The organism is Mesorhizobium sp. YC-39, assembly GCF_025753795.1.
Lineage (GTDB): Bacteria > Pseudomonadota > Alphaproteobacteria > Rhizobiales > Rhizobiaceae > Mesorhizobium.
On the sequence record NZ_JAOWPS010000002.1, the window covers coordinates 455,289 to 477,709 of the forward strand.

Here is a 22,421-nt window from a genome sequence, read left to right on the forward strand (position 1 = left end):
ATGGCTCAATGTTGCACCGCAGCACCAAAAGCCTTGAGGACCAGGGCATTTAGTTGCCGTGTGTCAATTTTCGAAGCCAGAAGAAAATCCCGATTGACTCAAATCCGCCTTAAGGATTAGAACGTTCCAATAAATTCGACCCAGAAAATGCCGGGAGGACGTATCTGGATGGCCAGCCGGGCCAAGGCGACGATACTCGACATTGCCCGCGAGGCGGGCGTGTCCAAGTCGACCGTGTCGCTCGTGCTTCAGGGCAGCGGGCTGATCCGGCCTGAAACCGCGGTCAAGGTTCGCAAGGCGATCGAGGATGTCGGCTATGTCTATAACCGCGGCGCCGCCAATCTGCGCAAGGCCCATTCCAACGTCATCGGCATGGTCATCAACGACCTCACCAACCCCTTCTTTGCCGAAATGGCTGTCGGCATGGAACGCGTCTTCCAGTCGGCCGGCATCGTGCCCTTCATCGCCAACACGGCCGAGAATCCGGTGCGCCAGGAAGAAGTGCTGAAGTCACTGATGGAACAAGGCGTCGCCGGGCTCATCGTCTCACCGGCGCGCGGCACGACGTCTGGCGCCTTCCGGCGACTGGAAACCGCAGGCCTTCCCGTCGTCTTTGCCATGCGCCGCTTGCCTGAAAGCCGTATTCCCGTGATTGCGCCCGACAATCATCGGGGCGCCTGGCTCGCCACCGCGCATCTGATCGGCAAGGGCCATCGCCGGCTGGCTTTCTTCGGCGGCTCGTCCGATCTGGTGGTCTATCACGAGCGTCTCGGCGGTTTTCGCGAAGCGTGCGAGGCGCTCGGCATCGCCAAACGCGATACGATCGTCGTCGAGGGCGAGACCAGCCGCAAGGGCGGCATTGCCTGCCTGGACACGGCTCTTGCGGCGGCTGAGCCACCGACGGCGGCCCTGTGCTTCAACGATGCGGTCGCCTTCGGCGTCATGCTGGCGCTGCGCAAGCGCGGACTGGAACCCGGAGCGGATTTCGCCGTCGTTGGCTTCGACGACGTCATTGAGGCTCAGCATTACATGCCGGCGCTGACCAGCGTCGCGGTGGATTCAGCAGGCCTTGGCGAGCGCGCCGCCCATGTCATGCTGAAGATGATCCAGTCGCGCACGACGCGCGCCGAGGACCATATCGGCGCGGTCAATCTTGTGGTCAGGGACAGTTGTGGGCCAAACCGGCGGGCGGAAACAGGAGACGCTGCGTGAGCAAGCTCGTCTCGGCGGCTGAGGCCGCCAGCCTGATCAAGGACGGCATGGTCGTGTCGGTGTCGTCGTCGAGCGGCCTCGGCTGCCCGGACGCCGTGCTCGCCGCTGTCGGCGAACGCTTCGATGCGGAAGGCCATCCGAAGGGTATCACGACGCTGCACCCAATCGCCGCCGGCGACATGTACGGCATCAAAGGCATCGATCATCTGGCCAAGCCCGGCCTGCTGAAGCGGACCTTGTGCGGCTCTTATCCCTCCGGCCCGTCATCCTCGGAGCCGCCGCAGATCTGGAAGATGATCGGCGACAATTCGGTCGCCGCCTACAACGTGCCGTCAGGCATATTGTTCGACATGCATCGCGAGGCCGCCGCCAAGCGGCCTGGCGTTTTGACCAAGGTCGGTCTCGACACCTTCGCCGACCCGCGCCATCAGGGCTGCGCCATGAACGACGCCGCCAGCGAACCGATCGTGTCCGTGCAGCAGTTCGACGGCGAAGAATGGCTCTATTTCCGCTCGATCGTGCCGCATGTTTCGATCATCCGCGCCACGACGGCCGACGAGCGCGGCAACCTCACCTATGAACATGAGGGCGCCTATCTCGGCGGGCTGGAACAGGCGCTTGCCGCCCGCAACAATGGCGGCATCGTCATCGCTCAGGTCAAGCGCGTCGTCGAGAACGGCACGCTGAAGCCGCATGACGTTCGCGTGCCGGGCGTTCTGGTCGACCATATCGTCGTCGCACCCGACCAGTTGCAGACGACGCTGACGCCTTACGACCCGGCAATCTCGGGTGAGATCTTCCGGCCGCTGTCGAGCTTCCGCAATGCCGAGATGAACGTCCAGAAGGTGATCGCCCGCCGCGTCGCCATGGAACTCAGCGACGGCATGGCCGTCAACATCGGCTTCGGCATCTCCGCCAATGTGCCGCGCATCCTTCTCGAGGAAGGCCAGCACGGCAAGGTCACCTGGGTGATCGAACAGGGCGCGGTCGGCGGCGTGCCGCTGCTCGACTTCAAGTTCGGCTGCGCCTCGAACGCCGAGGCGATCATGCCTTCACCGCACCAGTTCATCTATTTCCAGGCCGGCGGCTTCGACGCCTCGCTGCTCTCCTTCCTGCAGATCGACCGCCACGGCTCGGTCAATGTATCGAAGCTTTCGGCCAGGCCGCATGTTACCGCCGGCGCCGGCGGCTTCGTCGACATCACCGCGCGGGCAAAAAAGATCGTCTTCTCCGGCTTCTTTAATGCCGGAGCCAAGCTCTCATTGGCCGATGGCGCGATCCGCATCGACCGGGAGGGCAAGGTCAAGAAAGTGGTCGGCGAGGTCGAGCACATCTCCTTTTCAGGCAAGCGCGCGGTCGCGCAAGGACAGGATATCACCTACGTTACCGAACGCTGCGTGATGAAGCTGACGCCCGCAGGTCTGATGGTAACGGAACTAGCACCCGGCATCGACCTCGAGCGCGACGTGCTGGCACAGGCCGAGATTGCGCTAGCCGTCGCCAACGACCTTAAGGTGACACCGTCCGCACTCTATCAGGATCGGCCGATCGGCCTGTCGCTGAATGGCGGCGCCTCGCTCGGAGGCGCGCATGTCTGAGCCTCTCGTCACCTTCGAAACCGATGGCGCCATCGGCATCGTCACGCTGCGCCGCCCGGAGAAATTCAACGCACTGGATATCCCGATGTTGCGGGCGCTGGAGGCTGCGCTCGACGCGGCGGAGGCCGCGGACGGCGTGCGCGTCGTGCTGCTCTGCGGCGAAGGCAAGGGCTTTTGCGCCGGCGGCGATGTCGAGGCCTGGGCCGCCATGAGCGCCGCCGATTTCCAGGTGCAATGGGTGCGCTACGGCCATCGTGTCTTCGACCGGCTGGCGCGGCTCAGGCAGCCGACCATCGCCGCGCTCTCCGGCCACGCGCTGGGCGGCGGACTGGAACTGGCGGCGGCTTGCGACTTCCGTGTCGCCGAAACGCAGGTCAAACTCGGCTTTCCCGAAACCTCGATCGGCGTCGTCCCCGGCTGGTCCGGCACGCAGCGAGCGGTGCGCCGCTTCGGCGCCCAGACGGTCCGCCGCATGGCGCTTGGCTGTGAGATTTTTCTCGCCTCCGAGGCGCTCGCTCTGGGCATCGTCGACCGAGTTGTGGAGGCCGGCAAGGCAGTCGCCGAAGCCAAAACCTGGGGCGAAAGAATCGCCGAGCGCGGGCCACTGGCGACCGAAGCCGCCAAGCTGATGATCGCAATTGCCGAAGGCGAGGAAAGTGCTGCCGCGACAGAGGCGCTGGCCAGCGGCTTCATCGCGCTGACCGGCGATCTCAAGGCTGGCGTCGGCGCTTTCAAGACCAAGCAGAAACCAGCGTTTTCAAGATCTTAGAGTCACAGGCGGAATCTAGAAATCACATGAACTTGCCCCTCAACATTGCCATGCCCGCCGAGGCAGCCGCAGCGCCGAAGAACTACCGGCTGCTGATCGACGGCAAGCATGTCGACGCCCGCGACGGCCGCACGATTGCGCGCAACAGCCCCGGCCATGGCTTCGCCGTCTCCCACTATGCGCAGGCTGGCGAGGCGGACGTCGAGGCGGCGGTGGTTGCTGCGCACAAGACCTTCGAGACTGGCCCCTGGCCGCGCATGAAGGCGGGCGAGCGTGCCGCCATCCTGCTCAAGGCGGCTGACCTGATCGAGGCCCGGCTGGAGCAGATCGCCCGGCTCGATGCGCTGGAATCCGGCAAGCCGATCGCCCAGGCGCGTGGCGAGATCGGCGGCGCCGTCGACATCTGGCGCTACGCCGCATCGCTTGCCCGCACGCTCTCCGGCGACTCCTACGCCAATCTCGGCGACGCCATGCTGGGCGTGGTGCTGCGCGAACCGATCGGCGTCGTCTCGATCATCACGCCATGGAATTTCCCCTTCCTCATCGTCAGCCAGAAACTGCCCTTCGCACTCGCCGCCGGCTGCACGGCCGTCGTCAAGCCGAGCGAAATGACGTCCGCCTCCACCTTCGTGCTTGGCGACATCCTGATGCAGGCCGGCTTGCCCAACGGCGTCGTCAACATCCTCGCCGGCTTGGGCAGCGATGTCGGTGCGCCCATGGTTAGCCATCCGCTGGTCGAGATGGTGTCGTTCACCGGCTCCACCCGCGTCGGCAAGATGACCATGGCCTCGGCCGCGCAATCGCTGAAGAAGGTCTCGATGGAGCTCGGCGGCAAGAACGGCCAGATCGTCTTCCCAGATGCCGATCTCGAAGCCGCCGCCGACGCGGCGGTGTTCGGCGGCTTCTTCAACGCCGGCGAATGCTGCAATGCCGGCAGCCGGCTGATCGTGCATGAGGCGATCGCCGATGACTTCCTCAGCGCGGTCAAGGCGCTCACCGCCAAGGTGACCGTGGGTGACCCACTGGACGACCGCACCAAGGTCGGCGCGATGATTTCGCCGGACCATCTGGCCAAGGTAGCCGGCTATGTAACGGCGGCGGCCAGCGACGGCAGCGATATCTACAGCGGCGGCAAGCAGTTGACGTCCAACGCCGGCCAATACCTCGACCCGACCATCATCCGTGGCGTAACCGAAGACATGGCCATCGCACGCGAGGAAGTGTTCGGTCCGGTGCTCTCCGTGCTGACCTTTGAAACGATTGAAAAGGCGTTGCACATCGCCAACAACACGCCCTATGGTTTGTCGGCAGGCGTGTGGAGCGCCAACATCGACACCTGCATGTCGGTGGCGCGGAATGTGCGTTCGGGAACCGTTTGGGTGAACACGTTCATGGAAGGTTATCCCGAACTGCCTTTCGGGGGCTACAAGCAGTCCGGTCTCGGACGCGAACTCGGCAAACGCGCCGTCGAGGACTATACCGAGGAAAAGACGATCCAGTTTCATCGCGGCCAGCGCACCGGATGGTGGCTCGGCTGAGTTGGGAAGTACCCGGCGGGCATCCGCCGGTTATATGTAAGCAACAAGGGAGGAAGTACATGTTGCGCAAACTGCTTATCGGAACGGCTCTCGCATCGGGCCTTGCATTCGCCGCCCATGCCGAGGACGTCAAGGAAGTGCAGATGCTGCACTGGTGGACGTCGGGCGGCGAAGCCGCTGCCCTCAACGTGCTCAAGGAGGATCTGTCCAAGGAAGGCTATGCCTGGAAGGACGTGCCGGTGGCCGGTGGCGGCGGCGACGCCGCCATGACCGCGCTGAAGGCGATGGTCGCGGCCGGCAATTATCCGACCGCATCGCAGATGCTCGGCTACACCGTGCTCGACTATGCCGCAGCCGGCGTCATGGGCGATCTGACCGAGACGGCGGTAAAGGAAGGCTGGGACAAGTCCGTTCCGGCCGCCCTGCAGAAATTCTCGGTCTATGACGGCAAGTGGGTCGCGGCTCCGGTCAACGTCCACTCGGTCAACTGGCTGTGGATCAACAAGGCCGTGATGGACAAGATCGGCGGTACCGAGCCGAAGACCTTCGACGATTTCGTGGCCCTGCTCGACAAGGCCAAGGCGGCTGGCGTCATCCCGCTCGCTCTCGGCGGTCAGAACTGGCAGGAAGCCACCATGTTCGACTCGGTTGTGCTGTCGACCGGCGGACCTGAGTTCTACAAAAAGGCCTTCAACGACCTCGACGAGGAAGCGCTGAAGTCCGACACGATGAAGAAGTCGTTCGACAACCTCGCCAAGCTCGTCACCTATGTCGACCCGAATTTCTCGGGCCGCGACTGGAACCTCGCCACCGCCATGGTCATCAAGGGCGATGCACTGGTGCAGGTCATGGGCGACTGGGCCAAGGGCGAATTCAATGCCGCCAAGAAGGCCCCGGGCACCGACTTCCTGTGCTATCGCTTCCCCGGCACCGATGGCAGCGTGATCTACAACTCCGACATGTTCGGCATGTTCAACGTTCCGGACGACCGCAAGGCCGCCCAGGTAGCACTTGCCACCGCCACTTTGTCGAAGAGCTTCCAGTCGGCCTTCAACGTCGTCAAGGGTTCGGTTCCGGCTCGTACCGACGTGCCTGATACCGACTTCGACGCTTGCGGCAAGAAAGGCATGGCCGACCTGAAGGCCGCCAATGAAGGCGGCACGCTTTTTGGCTCGCTGGCCCAGGGCTATGGCGCCCCTCCGGCAGTTGCCAATGCTTACAAGGATGTCGTCTCGAAGTTCGTCCACGGCCAGATCAAGACCTCGGACGAAGCCGTGACCGAATTGGTCAAGGCGATCGACGACGCCAAGTAAGGCACGCGCCACATAACAGGCCTTCCCCGCCAGCGGGGAAGGCCGCCCTTGGGGCATGGTGGCGGCTGTCCTGGCCTGCACGCCTGTGTGCCGGGCCATCCGCAATCCCAGGGCTCCGCTTGCGCTATCCTGTCCTTCCCCCTGGTCTGGGCAGGCGCACGATATGGGATGAACCGATGAGCACTGTTGCTGAAACCAGTATGACGCTGACGCCGGAGCATGAGACCCGCCCAAGCGCCTCGGTACGCTCGCGCCTGCAGGACGCCTTGCCAAAGATCGTGCTGGCACCGAGCTTCGCCGCCACCATCGTCTTCGTCTACGGCTTCATCCTATGGACGATCTATCTGTCCTTCACCAATTCCAAGACCTTCCCGTCCTATGCCATCACCGGGCCGCGCGCCTATCAGCGGCTGTGGCGCTGGACCTTCGAGAGCGATCCGCCGTCGAGCTGGTACACCTCGATCACCAACATGGGCATCTTCGGCTTTCTCTACATCTTCATCTGCCTGGCGCTCGGCCTGTTCCTGGCGATCCTGCTCGACCAGAAGATCCGCGGCGAAGGCATGCTGAGGCCGATCTATCTCTACCCGATGGCGCTGTCCTTCATCGTCACCGGCGTTGCCTGGAAATGGTTCCTCGACCCCGGTCTCGGCCTTGAGCAGACGTTGCATCAATGGGGCTGGACGAGCTTCCATTTCGACTGGATCAAGAACAAGGATTTCGTCATCTACACTGTGGTCATCGCCGGCGTCTGGCAGGCCTCCGGCTTCATCATGGCGATGTTCCTGGCCGGCCTGCGCGGCATCGACGGCGAGATCATGAAGGCGGCGCAGATCGATGGCGCCACCACTTTCCAGCTGTACCGCCGCATCGTCATCCCGTTGCTTAGGCCAGTGTTCCTCTCGGCATTCATCGTGCTCGCGCACCTTGCTATCAAGTCCTATGATCTGGTCGTAGCACTCACCAGCGGTGGCCCGGGCGGCTCGGCCTGGCTGCCGTCCAACTTCATGTATGAATACACTTTCAAGCGCAACGAGATGGCCGTCGGCTCGGCCAGCGCTGTGATCATGCTGATGACCATCACCGCGATCATCGTCCCCTATCTCTATTCCGAGCTCAGGGAGAAGCCGCGATGAGCGTCGTCACCACGCCCGTTCGCCAGGATATTGGCGGCACCGGCGCCAAAACCCTGAACCGCATCGTCATCTACGGGCTGCTGGCGCTGTTCGCGCTGTTCTACCTGATGCCGCTCTTCGTCATGCTGGTGACCTCGTTCAAGACCATGGACGAAATCCAGAACGGCAACATGCTGGCGCTGCCGCGAGCGCCAACCCTGGAACCGTGGTTCAAGGCTTGGGGCGAGACCTGCGTCGGCCTGACCTGCGCCGGCATCAAGGGCTATTTCTGGAACTCTATCAAGATGGTGGTTCCGGCGGTGCTGATCTCGACGCTGCTCGGCGCGCTCAATGGCTACGTCCTGACCAAATGGCGCTTCCGCGGCCACACGCTGGTGTTCGGGCTGATGCTGTTTGCCTGCTTCATCCCGTTCCAGTCGGTGCTATTGCCGATGGCGACGATCCTTGGCAGTCTCGGCCGCTTCGGCGTGACGCTGCAGAACGCAACGGGCTTCTCGTTCGGGTTGGGCAATCCGACGGTCAACCTCGTCTTCGTCCACGTCGTTTACGGGCTCGGCTTCACCACGCTGTTCTTCCGCAACTATTACGAAGCCTTCCCGACCGAACTGATCAAGGCGGCGCAGGTCGACGGCGCCTCCTTCTTCCAGATCTTCCGGCGCATCATGCTGCCGAACTCGATGCCGATCTTTGTCGTCACCGTGATCTACCAGTTCACCAACATCTGGAACGACTTCCTGTTCGCCTCCGCCTATGCCGGCACTGGCGACTCTATGCCGATGACGGTGGCGCTGAACAACGTCGTCAACACCTCGACCGGCGTCGTCGAATACAACGTCAACATGGCGGCCGCGATGATCGCCGCACTCCCCACCCTTCTCGTCTATGTCGTTGCCGGCCGCTACTTCGTGCGCGGGCTGATGGCCGGTGCGGTCAAAGGATAATCTGATGGCTTTTCTTGAAATTGATGGGCTGAAGAAGCGTTTCGGGACGGTCGAGATTCTCAAAGGCATCGACGTCGATCTCGAAAAGGGCGGCTTCCTCGTACTGGTCGGTCCGTCCGGCTGCGGCAAGTCGACCTTGCTCAACACCATCGCCGGACTGGAAACCATCACCGAAGGTGAAATCCGCGTCGATGGACGCACGATCAACAATCTGCATCCGTCGAAGCGCGACATCGCCATGGTGTTCCAGAGCTATGCGCTCTATCCGAACATGACAGTGGCCGGAAACATCGCCTTTGGCATGGAGATGCGCGGCGTGCCGGCCGCCGAACGCCAGAAGGCGATCGACAAGGTGGCAAAGGTGCTGCAGATCGGCCACCTCTTGCAGCGCAAGCCGAGCCAGCTTTCCGGCGGCCAGCGCCAGCGCGTCGCCATGGGCCGGGCGCTGGTGCGCGATCCCAAACTGTTTCTGTTCGACGAACCTTTGTCCAATCTCGACGCTAAGCTGCGCGTCGACATGCGCATCGAGATCAAGCGCCTGCACGCGACCACCGGCACTACGATCGTCTATGTCACCCATGACCAGATCGAGGCGATGACGCTGGCCACCAAGATCGCGGTGATGCGCGATGGCGAGGTGCAGCAGTTCGGCACGCCGGCCGAGATCTACAACAACCCGACCAACATCTTCGTCGCCGACTTCATGGGCTCGCCAGCGATGAACCTGGTGCCGGTGACGATCGGCGGCAATGGCAGCGGGCTGTCGGTGGTGCTGCAGCGCGACGGGCGCGAGCCGATCTCGCTGCCGCTCGCCAATCCACCGGCGGGCCTCTCGGCGTTCCAAGGCAAGCCGGTCATCTTCGGTGTCCGCCCCGAAGCGCTCACCGATCCCGAAGGGGCCGAGCGCAACGCCTCCAACATCGCCACCGCTGATTGCCATATCGAGGTGATCGAGCCGGCCGGTTCCGACACTTTCGCCGTCACCAATCTCGGCGGCAAGGCCGTGGTGGCGCGGCTGCGCGCCGACGCCAAGATCCAGCCGGGAACGGTGACACCGCTCGCCTTCAACCTGACCAAGGCGGTGTTCTTCGATCCGGCGACCGAGAACCGCATCCTTTAGCGCCATGAGCAACCCGGACATCGTCATCATCGGCTCCGGCATCGGCGGCGCCACGATCGCCTCCGGCCTTGCCGGCAGCGGTGCCTCGATCCTGATGCTGGAGCGCGGCGAGCCGCTGGCGGCGACACCGCATACACGCGACACCCGCGCCATCTTCGTCGACGGCCATTACCGGCCTAAGGAGATGTGGCGCGAGGCCGGCGGTGCCGCCTTCAACCCCGGCAATTATTACTATGTCGGCGGCAATTCGAAGTTCTATGGCGCGGTACTGATCCGCTACCGCCGTGAAGATTTCTCCGCCATGGAGCATTTCGGCGGCGTCTCGCCGGCCTGGCCGTTTTCCTATGATGAGTTCGAACCCTGGTATTCGAAAGCCGAGCAATTGTTTCGCGTGCGCGGCGCGCTCGGCGAGGACCCGACCGAGCCGTTCCATTCGATCCCCTATGCGTTCAAGCCGGTGCCCGACGAGGCACCGATCGCACGTGCCCGCGCCGAACTGAAAGGCCTTGGCCTGCATCCGGCCTCGCTGCCGCTCGGCGTTGACATCGATACCTGGCTGAAGGACGGCAAGACGGGCTGGGATGCTTTCCCCAACACCGGCACGGGCAAGATCGACGCACAGTCCGGACCACTCACGGCGGCGCTGACAGACACCAATATCCGGCTCAAGACCGGCGCCTATGTCGAGTATCTCGAAGCCTCGGCGGACGGCAAGAACGTTGCCGCCGTTCACTACCGCCAGAGTGGAGCGCTGAAGAAAGTATCGCCGAAGCTGGTTATCCTTTCGGCCGGCGCGGTCAATTCCGCTGTCATCCTGTTGCGCTCGCCCTCGCCCAACAACGGCAAGGGCCTCGCCAACCGTTCCGACCAGGTCGGCCGTAACTTCATGAACCACAATTCGAGCGCCATGCTGGCGATCGATCCACGCCGCAGGAACGATGCCGTCTACCAGAAGACGCTGATGCTGAACGACTATTATCTGTCCGACGGCAAGGGCGGCAAGCCGCTCGGCAACGTCCAGCTTCTCGGCAAGATCGACGGCAACATCCTCAAGGCCAATGTCAAATTCGCACCCAAATTCGCGCTCGATTTCATGGCCGGCCATGCCGTCGACTGGTACTTGATGTGCGAGGACCTGCCCGATCCGGAAAGCCGCATCATGGTCGACGGCAAGGACATCGTCATGCAATGGCGGCGCTCCAACATGCAGTCGCTCGACGGGCTGACCAAGGAGATGCGCCAGAATTTTCGCGCCTGCGGTTACCCGATCGTGCTCTCTCGCGCCTTCGACAAGCGCACGCCTTCGCACCAGTGCGGCACGGTGAAGATGGGCGACGATCCGGCGACGTCGCCGCTCGATCCGTTCTGCCGCTCGTTCGACCATAAAAACTTGTTCGTCGTCGACGGCAGCTTTCTGCCGAACTCGGCCGCTGTGAACCCGGCCTTGTCGATCGCCGCGCAAGCACTGCGCGTCGCCGACCATATCCGCAAGACGGAGCTTGTCGCATGACCCGCCCGGCGGCCATCGTCACCGGCGGCGCGCGCGGCATTGGGCTGGCCTGCGCCGAGGCGCTCGCAGATGCCGGCTTCGACATCATGGCCGCCGATCTTGCCGACGACCCCGCCAAACGGCTTATAGAGAACATCACAACGCGTGGTGCAGCGTTCGGCTACCATCGCTGTGATATTGCCAACCTTTCGGATCACGCAACGCTTGTCGGTGCCGCCATGCGCGCCTTCGGCCGCATCGACTGCCTGGTCAACAATGCCGGCGTCGGCGCGGCCGTGCGCGGCGACCTGCTGGAGCTGAAGCCAGAGAATTTCGACCGCACGCTGAGCATCAATCTGCGCGGCACCGTCTTCCTCAGCCAGGCCGTCGCCAAGGCAATGCTTGCCACGTCAAGCGATCATGCGAAATCGATCATCACCGTCACCTCGGTCAGCGCCGAAATGGCTTCGCCGGAACGGTCCGACTACTGCACTTCCAAGGCCGGGCTTTCGATGTGGGTGAAGAACCTGGCGCTCAGGCTCGCACCCGAAAACATCGGCGTATTCGAAGTGCGGCCCGGCATCATCCGCACCGACATGACCGCCGGTGTCACCGCCAAATATGACGCGCTGATCGATGACGGGCTGGTGCCGGCCAGGCGCTGGGGCGAGGCTTCCGATGTCGGCGCAGTGGTCGCGGCACTCGCCAGCGGGAAATTCGGCTTTTCGACTGGATCGATCATCAATGTCGACGGCGCGCTGTCCGTGCCGAGGCTGTGAACAGGTGACGCCATGACCGACTACATCATCGTTGGCGCCGGCCCGGCCGGTTGCGTTCTCGCCAACCGGCTGAGCGAGGAGCCGTCGAACTCCGTGCTGCTGCTCGAGGCCGGCGGCAAGGACTGGCATCCGCTGATCCATATGCCGGCCGGTTTTGCCAAGATGACCAAGGGCATCGCCTCCTGGGGCTGGTCGACCGTGCCGCAAAAGCACATGAAGGACCGCGTCTTCTGGTACACGCAGGCCAAGGTGATCGGCGGCGGCTCTTCCATCAATGCCCAGATCTACACGCGCGGCAATGCCCGCGACTACGACGCCTGGGAGAAGGACGAGGGCCTTGCCGGCTGGAGCTATCGCGACGTGCTGCCCTATTTCAAGCGGGCCGAGAACAACCAGCGTTACGCCAACGATTTTCATGGCGACCAGGGGCCGCTCGGCGTTTCCAACCCGATTGCGCCGCTGCCGATCTGCGAGGCCTATTTCCGCGCCGGACAGGAGATGGGCATCCCCTTCAATCCCGACTTCAACGGCGCCAGCCAGGAAGGCGTTGGCTACTACCAACTGACCCAGAAGGATGCGAGGCGTTCCTCGGCCTCTGTTGCCTATCTCAAGCCGATCCGCGAACGCAAGAACCTGACGGTCAGGACCGACGTGCTGGTGACGCGTATCGTCGTCGAGAAAGGCCGCGCCATCGGCGTCGAGATCGTCGACAGGCCGGGCGGCGAGAAGAAAATCCTGCGTGCCGAGCGCGAAGTGATCGTCTCGTCCGGCGCCATCGGTTCGCCGAAGCTGCTGATGCAATCAGGCATCGGCCCGGCCGATCACCTGAAGTCGGTCGGCGTCGTACCGGTCCATGACCTGCCCGGCATCGGCTCCAACATGCAGGACCATCTAGACCTGTTCGTCATCGCCGAATGCACCGGCGACCACACCTACGACAACTACGCCAAGCTGCACCGGACCGCCTGGGCCGGCCTGCAATATCTGCTGCTGAAGAAGGGACCGGTGGCGTCCAGCCTGTTCGAGACCGGCGGCTTCTGGTACGCCGACCCCACCGCCGCCTCGCCCGACATCCAGTTCCATCTCGGCCTCGGCTCCGGCATCGAGGCCGGCGTCGAGAAGCTGAGGAATCCCGGCGTGACATTGAACTCGGCCTTCCTGCGCCCGCGCTCGCGCGGCACGGTGCGGCTGAAAAGCGCCGACCCGGCCGACCACCCACTGATCGACCCGAACTACTGGTCGGACCCTTACGACCGCGACATGTCGATCAAGGGGCTAAGGCTGGCGCGCGAGATCATGCGGCAGAAGGCGCTTGCCCCTTACGTGCTGCGCGAAGTGCTGCCGGGCCCTGGCCTGCAGAGCGGCGACGAGTTGTTCGACTATGCCTGCCGCAGTTCCAAGACCGATCACCATCCTGTCGGCACCTGCCGCATGGGCCACGACGATATGGCCGTGGTGACGCCCGACCTCAGGTTGCGCGGCATCGAGGGCTTGCGGGTCTGCGACGCCTCGGTGATGCCGCGCATCCCCTCCTCCAACACCAATGCGCCGACCATCATGGTCGGCGAAAAGGGCGCCGATCTGGTTCTTGGCCGCGAGCCGCTGCCGCCGGCGGTCTTCTCAGGCAACTACAGCGCCGCGCGTCCTATGGACGCGCAAAGGACGCTGTAGCACTTTGATTTTGCGCATGATCCTTTCCGAAAACCGATTCCGGTTTTCGGGGTCATGCGCTGCGCAGCGTAGGGAGTAGAAAATGATCAGGCATTGTGTTTTCGTCAAATTCCGCAACGACGTTTCCGACGCCGAGCGCGCGGCGATCCATGCCGACCTCGAAGCGCTGCAGTCGGTGATCTCAGGCATGGCCGAGGTCGAGTTCAGCGCCAATGTCAGCCCCGAGCCGTTCGCACGGGGTTTCGGCCACGGCTTCACCATCGACTTTCGCGACACCGCAGCACGCGATGCCTATCTCGTGCACGAAGCGCATCAGCGGGCCGGCGCACGACTGGTCGCGGCGCTCGAAGGCGGCACCGATGGGCTGATGGTGTTCGATCTCGATCTTACGGAAAAGTGACCGCCGGTTTATCGAAAACCGGCTGACAGGCCGTTCTCTTTTGCAAACCGGGCGACATATCGTGCCTCCGGGTGGCAAAGGAGCAACGCCTTGAACCTCAATTCGCAGCAGAGGAAAACCGTCCTGGCGTCGTTTCTGGGCTGGACGCTCGACGCCTTCGATTTCTTCCTTCTAACATTCCTGCTCACCGATATTGCAGCTGAGTTTCGGACCGACGTACCGGCGGTCTCCAAGGCGCTGTTCCTGACCCTGGCGACGCGCTTCATCGGCGCATTCTTCTTCGGCATGCTTGCCGACAAATATGGGCGCAAGCCCATCCTCATGCTCAACATCGTCAGCTATTCGGTGATCGGCGCGTTGGCCGCCTTCTCGCCCAATCTTGGTATATTCCTGGCGCTGCGTGCCTTATTCGGCATCGCCATGGGCGGCGAATGGGGGCTCGGTAGCTCGCTGGCCATGGAGTCCATTCCGCCAAGCGCCCGCGGCATGGTTTCGGGGATCCTGCAATGCGGCTATCCGGCCGGCTACCTGCTGGCGGCTGTGGTTTATGGCCTGCTCTATCAACACACGATCGGTGGCTACACTATCGGCTGGCGCGCCATGTTCCTGCTCAGCTTCGTGCCGGCGCTGATCGTCCTTTTCATCCGCTCGCATGTGCCGGAATCGCCTGCCTTCGTCGACGCGCGAAAGACAACCAGACCGGGGCTCATCGAGACGCTTCAAAAGCACTGGGGCGTCGCCCTTTATGCCGTCGTGCTGATGATGTTCTTCAATTTCTTCAGCCATGGCACGCAGGATCTCTATCCAACTTTCCTGAAGAAGCAGCACGGTTTTGACCCTCATACGGTGAGCTGGATCACCATTGTCGCCAACATCGGCGCCATCGTCGGCGGCCTGGCGTTCGGTGCGCTTTCCGAGAAGATCGGCCGCGTCAATGCCATCACCATCGCTTGCCTGATCGCCTTACCGTCGATTCCGTTATGGGCCTACAGCACCACGCCTTTCATGCTCGCCATCGGCGCCTTCGTCATGCAGGTCGCGGTCCAGGGTGCATGGGGCGTCATCCCGGTCCACCTCAACGAGCTTTCGCCGGGCGCGGTGCGTGCGACCTTGCCGGGCTTCATTTACCAGGCCGGCAATCTTGCGGCGTCCTATGGCGGTCCCTATCAGGCAGGCATCGCCGAAGGTCCGGGTGGCAGCTACGGCTACGCGTTGGCGCTTTTCGCCGGCGTGGTCGCCGTCTGTATCATCGTCGTCATCCGCTTCAGCCCTGAAAGGCGCGGCCAGGTGATGACGGTGCTCAGTTGAGGAATCAGGCGACTAACCCAGCCTGAGCGCAACAACGCCGGCGACGATGCTGAGCACGGCGGCACCGCGCCATGCCGTCATCTTCTCGCCCAGCGCGAACACCGAGATCATCATGGCGAACAGAATCGATGTCTCGCGCAACGACGCCACCGAGGCGATCGGCGCCTTGGTCATCGCCCACATCACGATCCAGTAGGCAGCACCGCTGAGCACGCCGGTATACGCGCCCGCCTTCCAGTCGCGCGCCAGCACCGGCAGCGCCTGTGGTCCGCGGAAAATAACGCACAGCACCAGCGCCCACAGCGCATCGCAGACGAACAACCATGCCGCATAGCTTGAGGCCGTCGCGGCCAGTCGCGCGCCGCTGCCGTCGGACAGCGTATAGCTGGCGATGAAGATCGATGTGCCCAGCGCAAAGCCGACGGCGCGCAGGTTCAGGCGCTCCAGATGCGCGCCGCCGCGAAACGACAGCACCAGCGTGCCGGCCGACAGAAGAACGATGCCGATGATGGCCAGCGGCGCCGGAAGCTCGGCAACCACCACAATGCCGCCCAGGGCAGTCAGCAGCGGTGCGGTACCGCGCGCCAGCGGATAGGTCTGGGCGAAATCGCCGGCCTTGTACGCGCCGATCAGGAACGTCCTGTAGCCCATGTGGAAGATCACCGAGGCGATGATGTAGGGCCACACTTCCGCCCTTGGGAACTCGACAAAGGGCAGTGCCACCAGTGCTGCCGCGCCCATACCGAGTGTCATCAGCGTGATCGACAGGAAGCGGTCGAGATGGACCTTGACCAGCGCGTTCCAGATCGCGTGCATGGCGGCGGCGGCAAGCACCGCGAAGAAGACGAAGAGCGTCATTTCAGGCTCATCCGCCGCCGGCCATTGCCAGCGGCGTTTCCAGGTCGATGTCGACACGCAGGGGAAAATGGTCCGAGGCGATTTCGCCGATATCGGCACTGACCGAGCGCACGCGATCCGCAAACATCCCGCCGACGAAACAATGATCGAGGCGGCGCTTTGCCAGCCTGCCGTCGATGGTCTTCACATGGGTGTGGAAATCCATCGCCGGCTCGGCGGCAACAGCGGCGGCACCGACGAAACCGTCGAGATAGGCCGCACCCCGGTGATAGGGCGTACCGCCGACGATACGCCGGTATTCGGCGCTGTCCGGCTCCATGTTGAAATCGCCCATCCAGATCGCCGCCAGCGGGTTCTCCGGCTCCAGCTCGCCATTGCTCCAGTTGCGCGCGGGCTCGTCATCCGCACCGCTCCACGGACCGCCCTCGGACGGCGCACGGCGGTGCTCGGCAAGCAGATAGTCGATCTGCTCCAGCCGCTCCTCGGAAGCGATGTGCGCCAGATGCAGCGAGAAAAAACGCACCGGGCCGGCAGGTGTGCGGATCATGCATTCAAGCGCGGCGTTGCGAGTGTTGAGCGGGCGCAGCGTGCGCTGCATCGGCAGCGTATGCAGGCGCGACCAGACGATCGGCAGCTTCGACAGGATCATCGTGCCGAATTGCCGCCGCCGGTTGACGATGCGGCCGTCGCGCCGTTCGCTGGCATCCATGTCGAAGGCCGGACCATAGACCCAGTAGTACCCGGGCAGCAGTTCGGAAAGGAGCGCCGGCTGGTCGGCGAAATTTGTGCGCTGCCAGTGGCGCTCCACCTCCTGCAAGGCGATGATGTCGGCACCGGCAACCACCTCGGCACAGCGCGCGAGGTCGTAGCGGCCATCGCTGCCGAAACCATACTGGATGTTGTAGCTGACCAGCTTCATTGTTTATCCGGCTCAATTTCGTGATGGCAGTAGCGGTTCAACGAACACCTCGCAATGGACCGCAGCGGCACCAAGAGTAGGCCAACTACCGCTGCGCTAATAGGTTGTTGAGAACCTAGGTCGTCAGCGGCTGGAACCGCCCCGCCGGCGATGCCGCCAGTTCCGACCAGTCGATCTCCTCCTCCAACCGGTGATAGGCTTCGTCGCCGATCGTCCCGTTACGGCGCAGTTCTTCCAAAGCGTCGCGCTGGCGGTTGATGGCATAGAGGCGCAGCTGGTCGTATTCGGTCGCCGCCTGTGCGTCCTCCGGGTTTTCCGCGACTATGCGCTGAGCCTCATACTGCTCGCGCACCACAGCGGCCGCTGCCGACGTCTTGCGGCTCAACACGTCAAGCGCGGCCTGCATGATGGCGACACGCGCCTGTGCCACTTCGCGATCGACTGTCGTGTCCGGATCGAAGTTGAGCAGGCGCAGCAGCGGCTTCAGTGTCATGCCTTGCAGCACCAGCGTGCCGAGCACGACGGCGAAGGCGGCAAGCACGATCGGATCGCGGCCGGGGAAGCCGGCCGGCAGTGCAATGGCCACCACCAGCGTCACCAGCCCCCGCATGCCGCACCAGCCGACGAGCACGGCACCGCCAAATGTCGGCATATCCCGCCTTTTGTCCTCGCCGTCGAAGCGGGCAAACCATCTTATGATCGCAACGTAACTCGTCACCCAGACGAGGCGCGCCACAACGACGGCGACCAGCACCGTTACGGCGAAGAGAAATGCATCGCCTTGCCCTTCGCCGGAGAGCCGGCCGACAATCGACCGGGCCTGCAGGCCCATCAGCACGAAGGCCAGCACGTTGAGTACGAACACCGCCGACTCCCAGACCGAATAGGTGCTGACGCGCCTTCTGGCCGACATGCGGCGGGGCGCCCTGCGCGCGATGGTGATGGCATAGACGACGATGGTGATGATGGCTGAGAGGCCAAGCCTGTCGGCAATGATCCAGACAGCAAAGGTTCCGGCAAACTGCACCACCGTGCTGCTTGCCGCATCCTCGATCCGCGTGAGCGTCAGCAGCGAGAAGCGCCCGAACAGGTAGCCGGCGGCAACGCTGCCAACCGTTGACAGCAGGATTACGGGCACTGCGTCCTTCAGCATGACCGAGCCGATGGCAGCCGAAACCGCGATCCGGTAGATCAGCAGCGCAGTGGCATCGTTGAGCAGGCTCTCACCCTGCAGGATGGCGGTAATGCGGTGCGGCACCTTGAACTGACCGAGCACGGCGCTCGCCGCCACCGCGTCCGGCGGTGCGACGATGGCGCCGAGCGCGATCGCCGCCGCGATCGGCAGACCCGCCATCTTCCAGCCGACGAAGGCAACCACCACAGTGGTGAAGACAACGGCGCCAAGCGCCAGCAGTGCCAGCGACAGCCGGTAGCGCTTCAGGTCGCGCAGCGAGGTGTCATAGGCGGCATCGAGAAGCACCGGCGCGATGAACAGAGCAAGCGCCAGTTCCGGATCGATCTCGATAGTCGGTGCGCCGGGCACAAAGGCGATCCCAACCCCGGCCAAGGCCAGCAGCGAAGGATAAGGTATCTCCAGCCGTCGCGACAGCGCCGTCAGCGCAACGGCGATCAAAAGCAGGACAAGGGTTAGTTCGAAAAGCGCCATGTCTCATCGTAGCGACGAAACGCGATTGTTGGCAGTGGCAAAGCGGCAAGATGCTGTTGATTGTCCAGCAGGCACGGGATGCCTGGCCGTATGCGCCGGACAGGTCTTCGGGTACAGATACGGTCATGATCCTCATTGGCCAGTATGACTCGCCTTTTGTTCGCCGCGTCGGCATCGCGCTGACGCTCTACGGCCTGCCATATGCGCATCGTCCTTGGTCGACTTTCAGCGATGCGGACAAGATCCGGCCCTACAATCCGCTGACGCGCGTGCCAACCCTGGTGCTGGACGATGGCGAGGTGCTGATCGAGAGCCACGTCATGCTGGACTATCTGGACAGCCTCGTCTCAGCCGATCGCAGGATGTTTCCAACCACGGAGCCGGCGCGCCATCAGGCGCTGAAGATCGCCGCTTTGGCGACCGGGCTCGGCGACAAGGCAGTCAGCCTGTTCTACGAGAGGCTGCTGCACGAGACAGTCTCAGACCTCTGGGTCGAACGCTGCCGCAAGCAGATACGGGGAGCCATGGCTGCGCTGGAAGCCGATCGCAGCACAAGGTCTGAAACCTACTGGTTCGGCGGCGATCGGATCGGCCATGCCGACATCGCAGTTGCCGCCGTGCTGCGCTTCCTTGGCGAAGCGCATCCCGAACTGGTTTCACTGGCCGACTTCCCGGCGCTCAGCGCCCATGCCGAACGGATGGAGGCCTTGCCGGTCTTTCAGGCAATCTCGCAACCATTCATCCCGCCGGCTTGACGCTGCAGCTCAAGCCACGCGACCTTCAGTGCAGCACCAGCATGTCGCCTGAGGAGAACGAAATTTCGGCCTTTTCGCCAACGGCGGGCGGCGGTGTCGCCGGGCTGTTGAACGTGTCGAGCGACACCGTGTTGCCGCCGATGCCGACGCGCACGCGGATCACCGAGCCGAGGAAATGCACCTCGGAGATTTCACCCGAAAGGCTCGAATCACGGCCGGGCTGGCGGCCGAGCGAAATCGCTTCCGGCCGCAGCGCCAACGACAGCGTATCGCCGGATTTCGAACCGTTGAGCTTGCCCTTGAGCGAGACTTCCTGCGTGTTGACTTGCACCTTGCCGGACGCGGCATCGGTGACCTTGCCTTCGAGCACGTTCAGCGTGCCGACGAAATTGGCGACGAATTTGGTCGCAGGACGGTTGTAGATCTCGAACGGCGTGCCGACCTGCTCGGCCTTGCCGCCATACATCACGGCAATACGGTCCGAGATCGACAGAGCCTCTTCCTGATCATGCGTCACGAAGATGGTGGTGATGCCGAGCTTCTTCTGGATCGAACGGATTTCCTCGCGCAGCGACACCCGCACCTTGGCGTCGAGCGCCGACAACGGCTCGTCGAGCAAAAGCAGCTTCGGCTTCGGTGCGATCGCGCGCGCCAGCGCGATGCGCTGCTGCTGGCCGCCCGAGAGCTGGTAAGGGTAGCGGTCACCCATCTGCGGCAACTTGATGATGTCGAGCATCTCGGCGACGCGCCTGTCGGCATCGGCCTTGGGCATGCCGGCGACCTTCAGCCCGAAGGCGATATTCTGCGCCACCGTCAGGTTCGGAAACAGCGCATAGGCCTGGAACACCATGCCGACATTGCGCTGGTTGGGCTTCAGCCTTGTGATGTCCTTGCCGGCCACGACGATCTTGCCGGCGGAGGGCTCCTCGAAGCCGGCGACCATGCGCAGCACCGTCGTCTTGCCGCAACCCGACGGTCCTAGAAAGGAGACGAATTCTCCCGGTTCCACATCGAGGTTGAAGTCCTGCACCACAGTGGTAGCGCCGAAGGATTTTCGCACATGCTGGATGGAGAGGAACGGGTCGGCCATGGCTTTGACTTTCAGTTCGGGCGGTTCGCCGATCGCGGCGCGAAGCGGGACAGGATCTGGATCAGCGACATGCAGCCCCAGGTGATGACAAAGGCGATGATGGCAAGCGCTGCCGGCTCATAGGCGCGGTTGGCGCCGATATTCTGCAGGTAGGGACCGAAGGCCGGCCGGTTGAGCAGGCTTGCCATGGTAAACTCGCCAATGACGATCGCGAAAGTCAGGAACGCCCCCGACAGCACCGCGATCAGCACATTGGGCAGGATGACGCGGGTGATAATTGTTCCCCAGCCGGCGCCGAGAATCTGCGCTGCTTCCGTCAGTGTGCGCACGTCGATCGTGCGAAGACCGGTGTCGACCGCCCGGTACATGTAAGGCAGTGCCAGTGTCGCATAGCCGATCACCAACAGCGCATTGGTGCCCGTATCGCTGCCCAGGAACGGCAGCGGCGAGTTCGAACCATACATTCTGATGTAGCCGAAGACGATGACGATGGCCGGAATGACCAATGGCAGGAGCGTGATGAACTCGACGATCGGTCTGATCTGCGGCAGCCGAAGCCGGATCCAATAGGCGGCGGGCACCACGATCAGCACGCCGAGAATGATGGTGAAGATGGCGGCGATCACCGAGTACATGAAAGTCGCCTGGAAGCGGGGGTCGCCCAGCACGATCTGGTAGGCGTCGAAAGAATAGGCGCCGCGCCGCATGCGCATGGAGAATTCCACTGTCGCTATCAGCGGAATGAAGAAATAGGCCGCGCCGAGGATGAAGACGACCCAGGCCCAGAATCTGCCGCCCTTCATTTGAGCCACCTTTCGGACCGGGTCCGGAACCAGATGTAGAAGACGTTGGCGAGGCCAGTGATGACGATCATGCCAAAGGCGATCGCATAGCCGAGATGCGCGTTGTGCAGCACGTCACCGCGGATCTGTGCGTAGAGCAGGATCGGCACGATATTGAGCGACGAGCCGGTCAGCGCATAAGCGGTGGCGATGGCGCCGAACGCATTGGCAAACAGCAGGATGACGGTGCCGAGAAAACTCGGCCAGATCACCGGAATGACGACCATGCGCCAGTATTGCGCGGTGGTGGCGCCCAGGGTAGCGGCGGCTTCACCCCATTCCTTCTTCAGCCCATCTATCGCCGGCGTGATGATGACCACCATTAGCGGAATCTGGAAATAGACATAGGTCAGCGTCAGGCCCCAGAACGACAGGATGTTGAAGCCGTGCGCGTAGATGTTGAGGCCGAACACGGTATTCAGGATCACCGTCGCGAGGCCGAGGCGGCCGAGCGTGGCGAGGAAGGCGAAGGCCAGCGGCACGCCGGCGAAATTGGAGGCCACACCGGAGAAGGTCAGCGTCGCGGAGCGTATCCAATTCGGCAGGCCGCCCCGCACGATGGCAATGGCAATCGCTAGGCCGGCAAATGCGCCGATTAGCGCCGAGGCAAGGCTGACCTTGATCGAGATCCAGTAGGCAGCAACGATGGAGGGTTGCGCCAATGCCGCGATGTTCTCGAGCGTGAACTCGCCGGCATCGTTCTGGAATGCACCGAGCATCAGATAAAGCGTCGGCAGGATCAGGAACATGATGGCGAAGATGAAGAATGGCGCAACACCGAGCCATTGCGTCGGTAGCCTGAGGCTACGCACTTCGGCGGGAGGCGCGGCTTTCCCCGCCATGGTCTGATTGGAAAGCGAGAGATCGGTCATACGCCGGCTACCGTCTTATCGCATCGGCCCGAAAATCGAATTCGATTTTCGGAAAGCACGATGCGAACATTTGAGTTCTAGAGCGTACTTTGTGTGTCCAAGTGGACGCACGTCACTCTAGTGGAAATCCGGGCGACCCTGCGGC

20 protein-coding genes are annotated in these 22,421 nt (G+C 63.1%); 14 read left to right on the forward strand and 6 right to left on the reverse strand.

All coding sequences use genetic code 11. The features are described from left to right. The first annotated feature begins 168 nt into the window (after nucleotides 1-168). The 13 genes from OHD62_RS11545 (at nucleotide 169) to OHD62_RS11605 (ending at nucleotide 15,274) form a co-directional block, all read left to right on the forward strand. The gene (locus tag OHD62_RS11545) at nucleotides 169-1,212 is read left to right on the forward strand and encodes a LacI family DNA-binding transcriptional regulator (RefSeq protein ID WP_263782821.1); all 1,044 of its coding nucleotides are present in this window, start codon (nucleotides 169-171) and stop codon (nucleotides 1,210-1,212) included. Further along, complete coding sequence (locus OHD62_RS11550; protein ID WP_263782822.1) at nucleotides 1,209-2,810, forward strand: acyl CoA:acetate/3-ketoacid CoA transferase; 1,602 nt, start codon at nucleotides 1,209-1,211, stop codon at nucleotides 2,808-2,810. The genes OHD62_RS11545 and OHD62_RS11550 overlap by 4 nt, the downstream gene beginning before the upstream one ends. Then, complete coding sequence (locus OHD62_RS11555) at nucleotides 2,803-3,579, forward strand: enoyl-CoA hydratase/isomerase family protein (RefSeq protein ID WP_263782823.1); 777 nt, start codon at nucleotides 2,803-2,805, stop codon at nucleotides 3,577-3,579. The genes OHD62_RS11550 and OHD62_RS11555 overlap by 8 nt, the downstream gene beginning before the upstream one ends. Nucleotides 3,580-3,605: 26 nt before the next feature. Next, the gene (locus tag OHD62_RS11560; RefSeq protein WP_263782824.1) at nucleotides 3,606-5,117 is read left to right on the forward strand and encodes an aldehyde dehydrogenase family protein; all 1,512 of its coding nucleotides are present in this window, start codon (nucleotides 3,606-3,608) and stop codon (nucleotides 5,115-5,117) included. Nucleotides 5,118-5,176: 59 nt separating this feature from the next. Then, nucleotides 5,177-6,430: an ABC transporter substrate-binding protein gene (locus tag OHD62_RS11565; protein ID WP_263782825.1), complete on the forward strand. Its 1,254-nt coding sequence runs from the start codon at nucleotides 5,177-5,179 to the stop codon at nucleotides 6,428-6,430. A gap of 176 nt (nucleotides 6,431-6,606) precedes the next feature. Continuing rightward, a complete protein-coding gene (locus tag OHD62_RS11570) occupies nucleotides 6,607-7,566 on the forward strand; it encodes a carbohydrate ABC transporter permease (protein ID WP_263782826.1) in 960 nt (319 codons plus the stop codon). Next, on the forward strand, nucleotides 7,563-8,507 hold the full coding sequence (locus tag OHD62_RS11575; RefSeq protein ID WP_263782827.1) for a carbohydrate ABC transporter permease: 945 nt from the start codon (nucleotides 7,563-7,565) through the stop codon (nucleotides 8,505-8,507). The genes OHD62_RS11570 and OHD62_RS11575 overlap by 4 nt, the downstream gene beginning before the upstream one ends. Nucleotides 8,508-8,511: 4 nt before the next feature. Beyond that, the gene (locus tag OHD62_RS11580; protein ID WP_263782828.1) at nucleotides 8,512-9,627 is read left to right on the forward strand and encodes an ABC transporter ATP-binding protein; all 1,116 of its coding nucleotides are present in this window, start codon (nucleotides 8,512-8,514) and stop codon (nucleotides 9,625-9,627) included. Between the two features lie 4 nt (nucleotides 9,628-9,631). Beyond that, nucleotides 9,632-11,137 carry a GMC oxidoreductase gene (locus OHD62_RS11585; RefSeq protein WP_263782829.1) on the forward strand — a complete coding sequence of 502 codons (1,506 nt, stop codon included), beginning with the start codon at nucleotides 9,632-9,634 and terminating at the stop codon, nucleotides 11,135-11,137. After that, nucleotides 11,134-11,895 (forward strand): 3-ketoacyl-ACP reductase, encoded by a 762-nt coding sequence (locus OHD62_RS11590; protein ID WP_263782830.1) that lies wholly within the window; start codon nucleotides 11,134-11,136, stop codon nucleotides 11,893-11,895. The genes OHD62_RS11585 and OHD62_RS11590 overlap by 4 nt, the downstream gene beginning before the upstream one ends. A gap of 12 nt (nucleotides 11,896-11,907) precedes the next feature. Beyond that, nucleotides 11,908-13,566 carry a GMC family oxidoreductase gene (locus OHD62_RS11595; protein ID WP_263782831.1) on the forward strand — a complete coding sequence of 553 codons (1,659 nt, stop codon included), beginning with the start codon at nucleotides 11,908-11,910 and terminating at the stop codon, nucleotides 13,564-13,566. Between the two features lie 82 nt (nucleotides 13,567-13,648). Next, nucleotides 13,649-13,966 (forward strand): Dabb family protein, encoded by a 318-nt coding sequence (locus OHD62_RS11600; RefSeq protein WP_263782832.1) that lies wholly within the window; start codon nucleotides 13,649-13,651, stop codon nucleotides 13,964-13,966. A gap of 90 nt (nucleotides 13,967-14,056) precedes the next feature. Beyond that, a complete protein-coding gene (locus OHD62_RS11605; protein WP_263782833.1) occupies nucleotides 14,057-15,274 on the forward strand; it encodes an MFS transporter in 1,218 nt (405 codons plus the stop codon). Between the two features lie 12 nt (nucleotides 15,275-15,286). Here OHD62_RS11605 and OHD62_RS11610 read toward each other — a convergent pair whose 3' ends face one another. From OHD62_RS11610 to OHD62_RS11620, 3 genes are all read right to left on the reverse strand, one after another. Continuing rightward, nucleotides 15,287-16,132 (reverse strand): EamA family transporter, encoded by an 846-nt coding sequence (locus OHD62_RS11610; RefSeq protein WP_263782835.1) that lies wholly within the window; start codon nucleotides 16,130-16,132, stop codon nucleotides 15,287-15,289. A gap of 7 nt (nucleotides 16,133-16,139) precedes the next feature. Next, entirely contained in the window at nucleotides 16,140-17,051 is a 912-nt protein-coding gene (locus tag OHD62_RS11615) for an endonuclease/exonuclease/phosphatase family protein (RefSeq protein WP_263782836.1), read from the reverse strand. Nucleotides 17,052-17,166: 115 nt separating this feature from the next. Beyond that, nucleotides 17,167-18,717 carry a cation:proton antiporter gene (locus OHD62_RS11620; protein ID WP_263782837.1) on the reverse strand — a complete coding sequence of 517 codons (1,551 nt, stop codon included), beginning with the start codon at nucleotides 18,715-18,717 and terminating at the stop codon, nucleotides 17,167-17,169. Nucleotides 18,718-18,842: 125 nt separating this feature from the next. On the opposite strand from OHD62_RS11620, the gene OHD62_RS11625 reads away from it, so the two are divergent. Beyond that, entirely contained in the window at nucleotides 18,843-19,472 is a 630-nt protein-coding gene (locus tag OHD62_RS11625; protein WP_263782838.1) for a glutathione S-transferase family protein, read from the forward strand. Between the two features lie 25 nt (nucleotides 19,473-19,497). On the opposite strand, the gene OHD62_RS11630 is transcribed toward OHD62_RS11625, so the two are convergent. The 3 genes from OHD62_RS11630 to OHD62_RS11640 are packed head-to-tail and all read right to left on the reverse strand — an operon-like array spanning nucleotide 19,498 to nucleotide 22,276. Next, entirely contained in the window at nucleotides 19,498-20,562 is a 1,065-nt protein-coding gene (locus OHD62_RS11630; protein ID WP_263782839.1) for an ABC transporter ATP-binding protein, read from the reverse strand. 11 nt (nucleotides 20,563-20,573) lie between these two features. Further along, on the reverse strand, nucleotides 20,574-21,365 hold the full coding sequence (locus OHD62_RS11635; RefSeq protein WP_263782840.1) for an ABC transporter permease: 792 nt from the start codon (nucleotides 21,363-21,365) through the stop codon (nucleotides 20,574-20,576). Further along, entirely contained in the window at nucleotides 21,362-22,276 is a 915-nt protein-coding gene (locus OHD62_RS11640; protein ID WP_263782841.1) for an ABC transporter permease, read from the reverse strand. Before OHD62_RS11640 ends, OHD62_RS11635 begins: the two co-directional genes overlap by 4 nt. Between the last annotated feature and the right edge of the window lie 145 nt (nucleotides 22,277-22,421).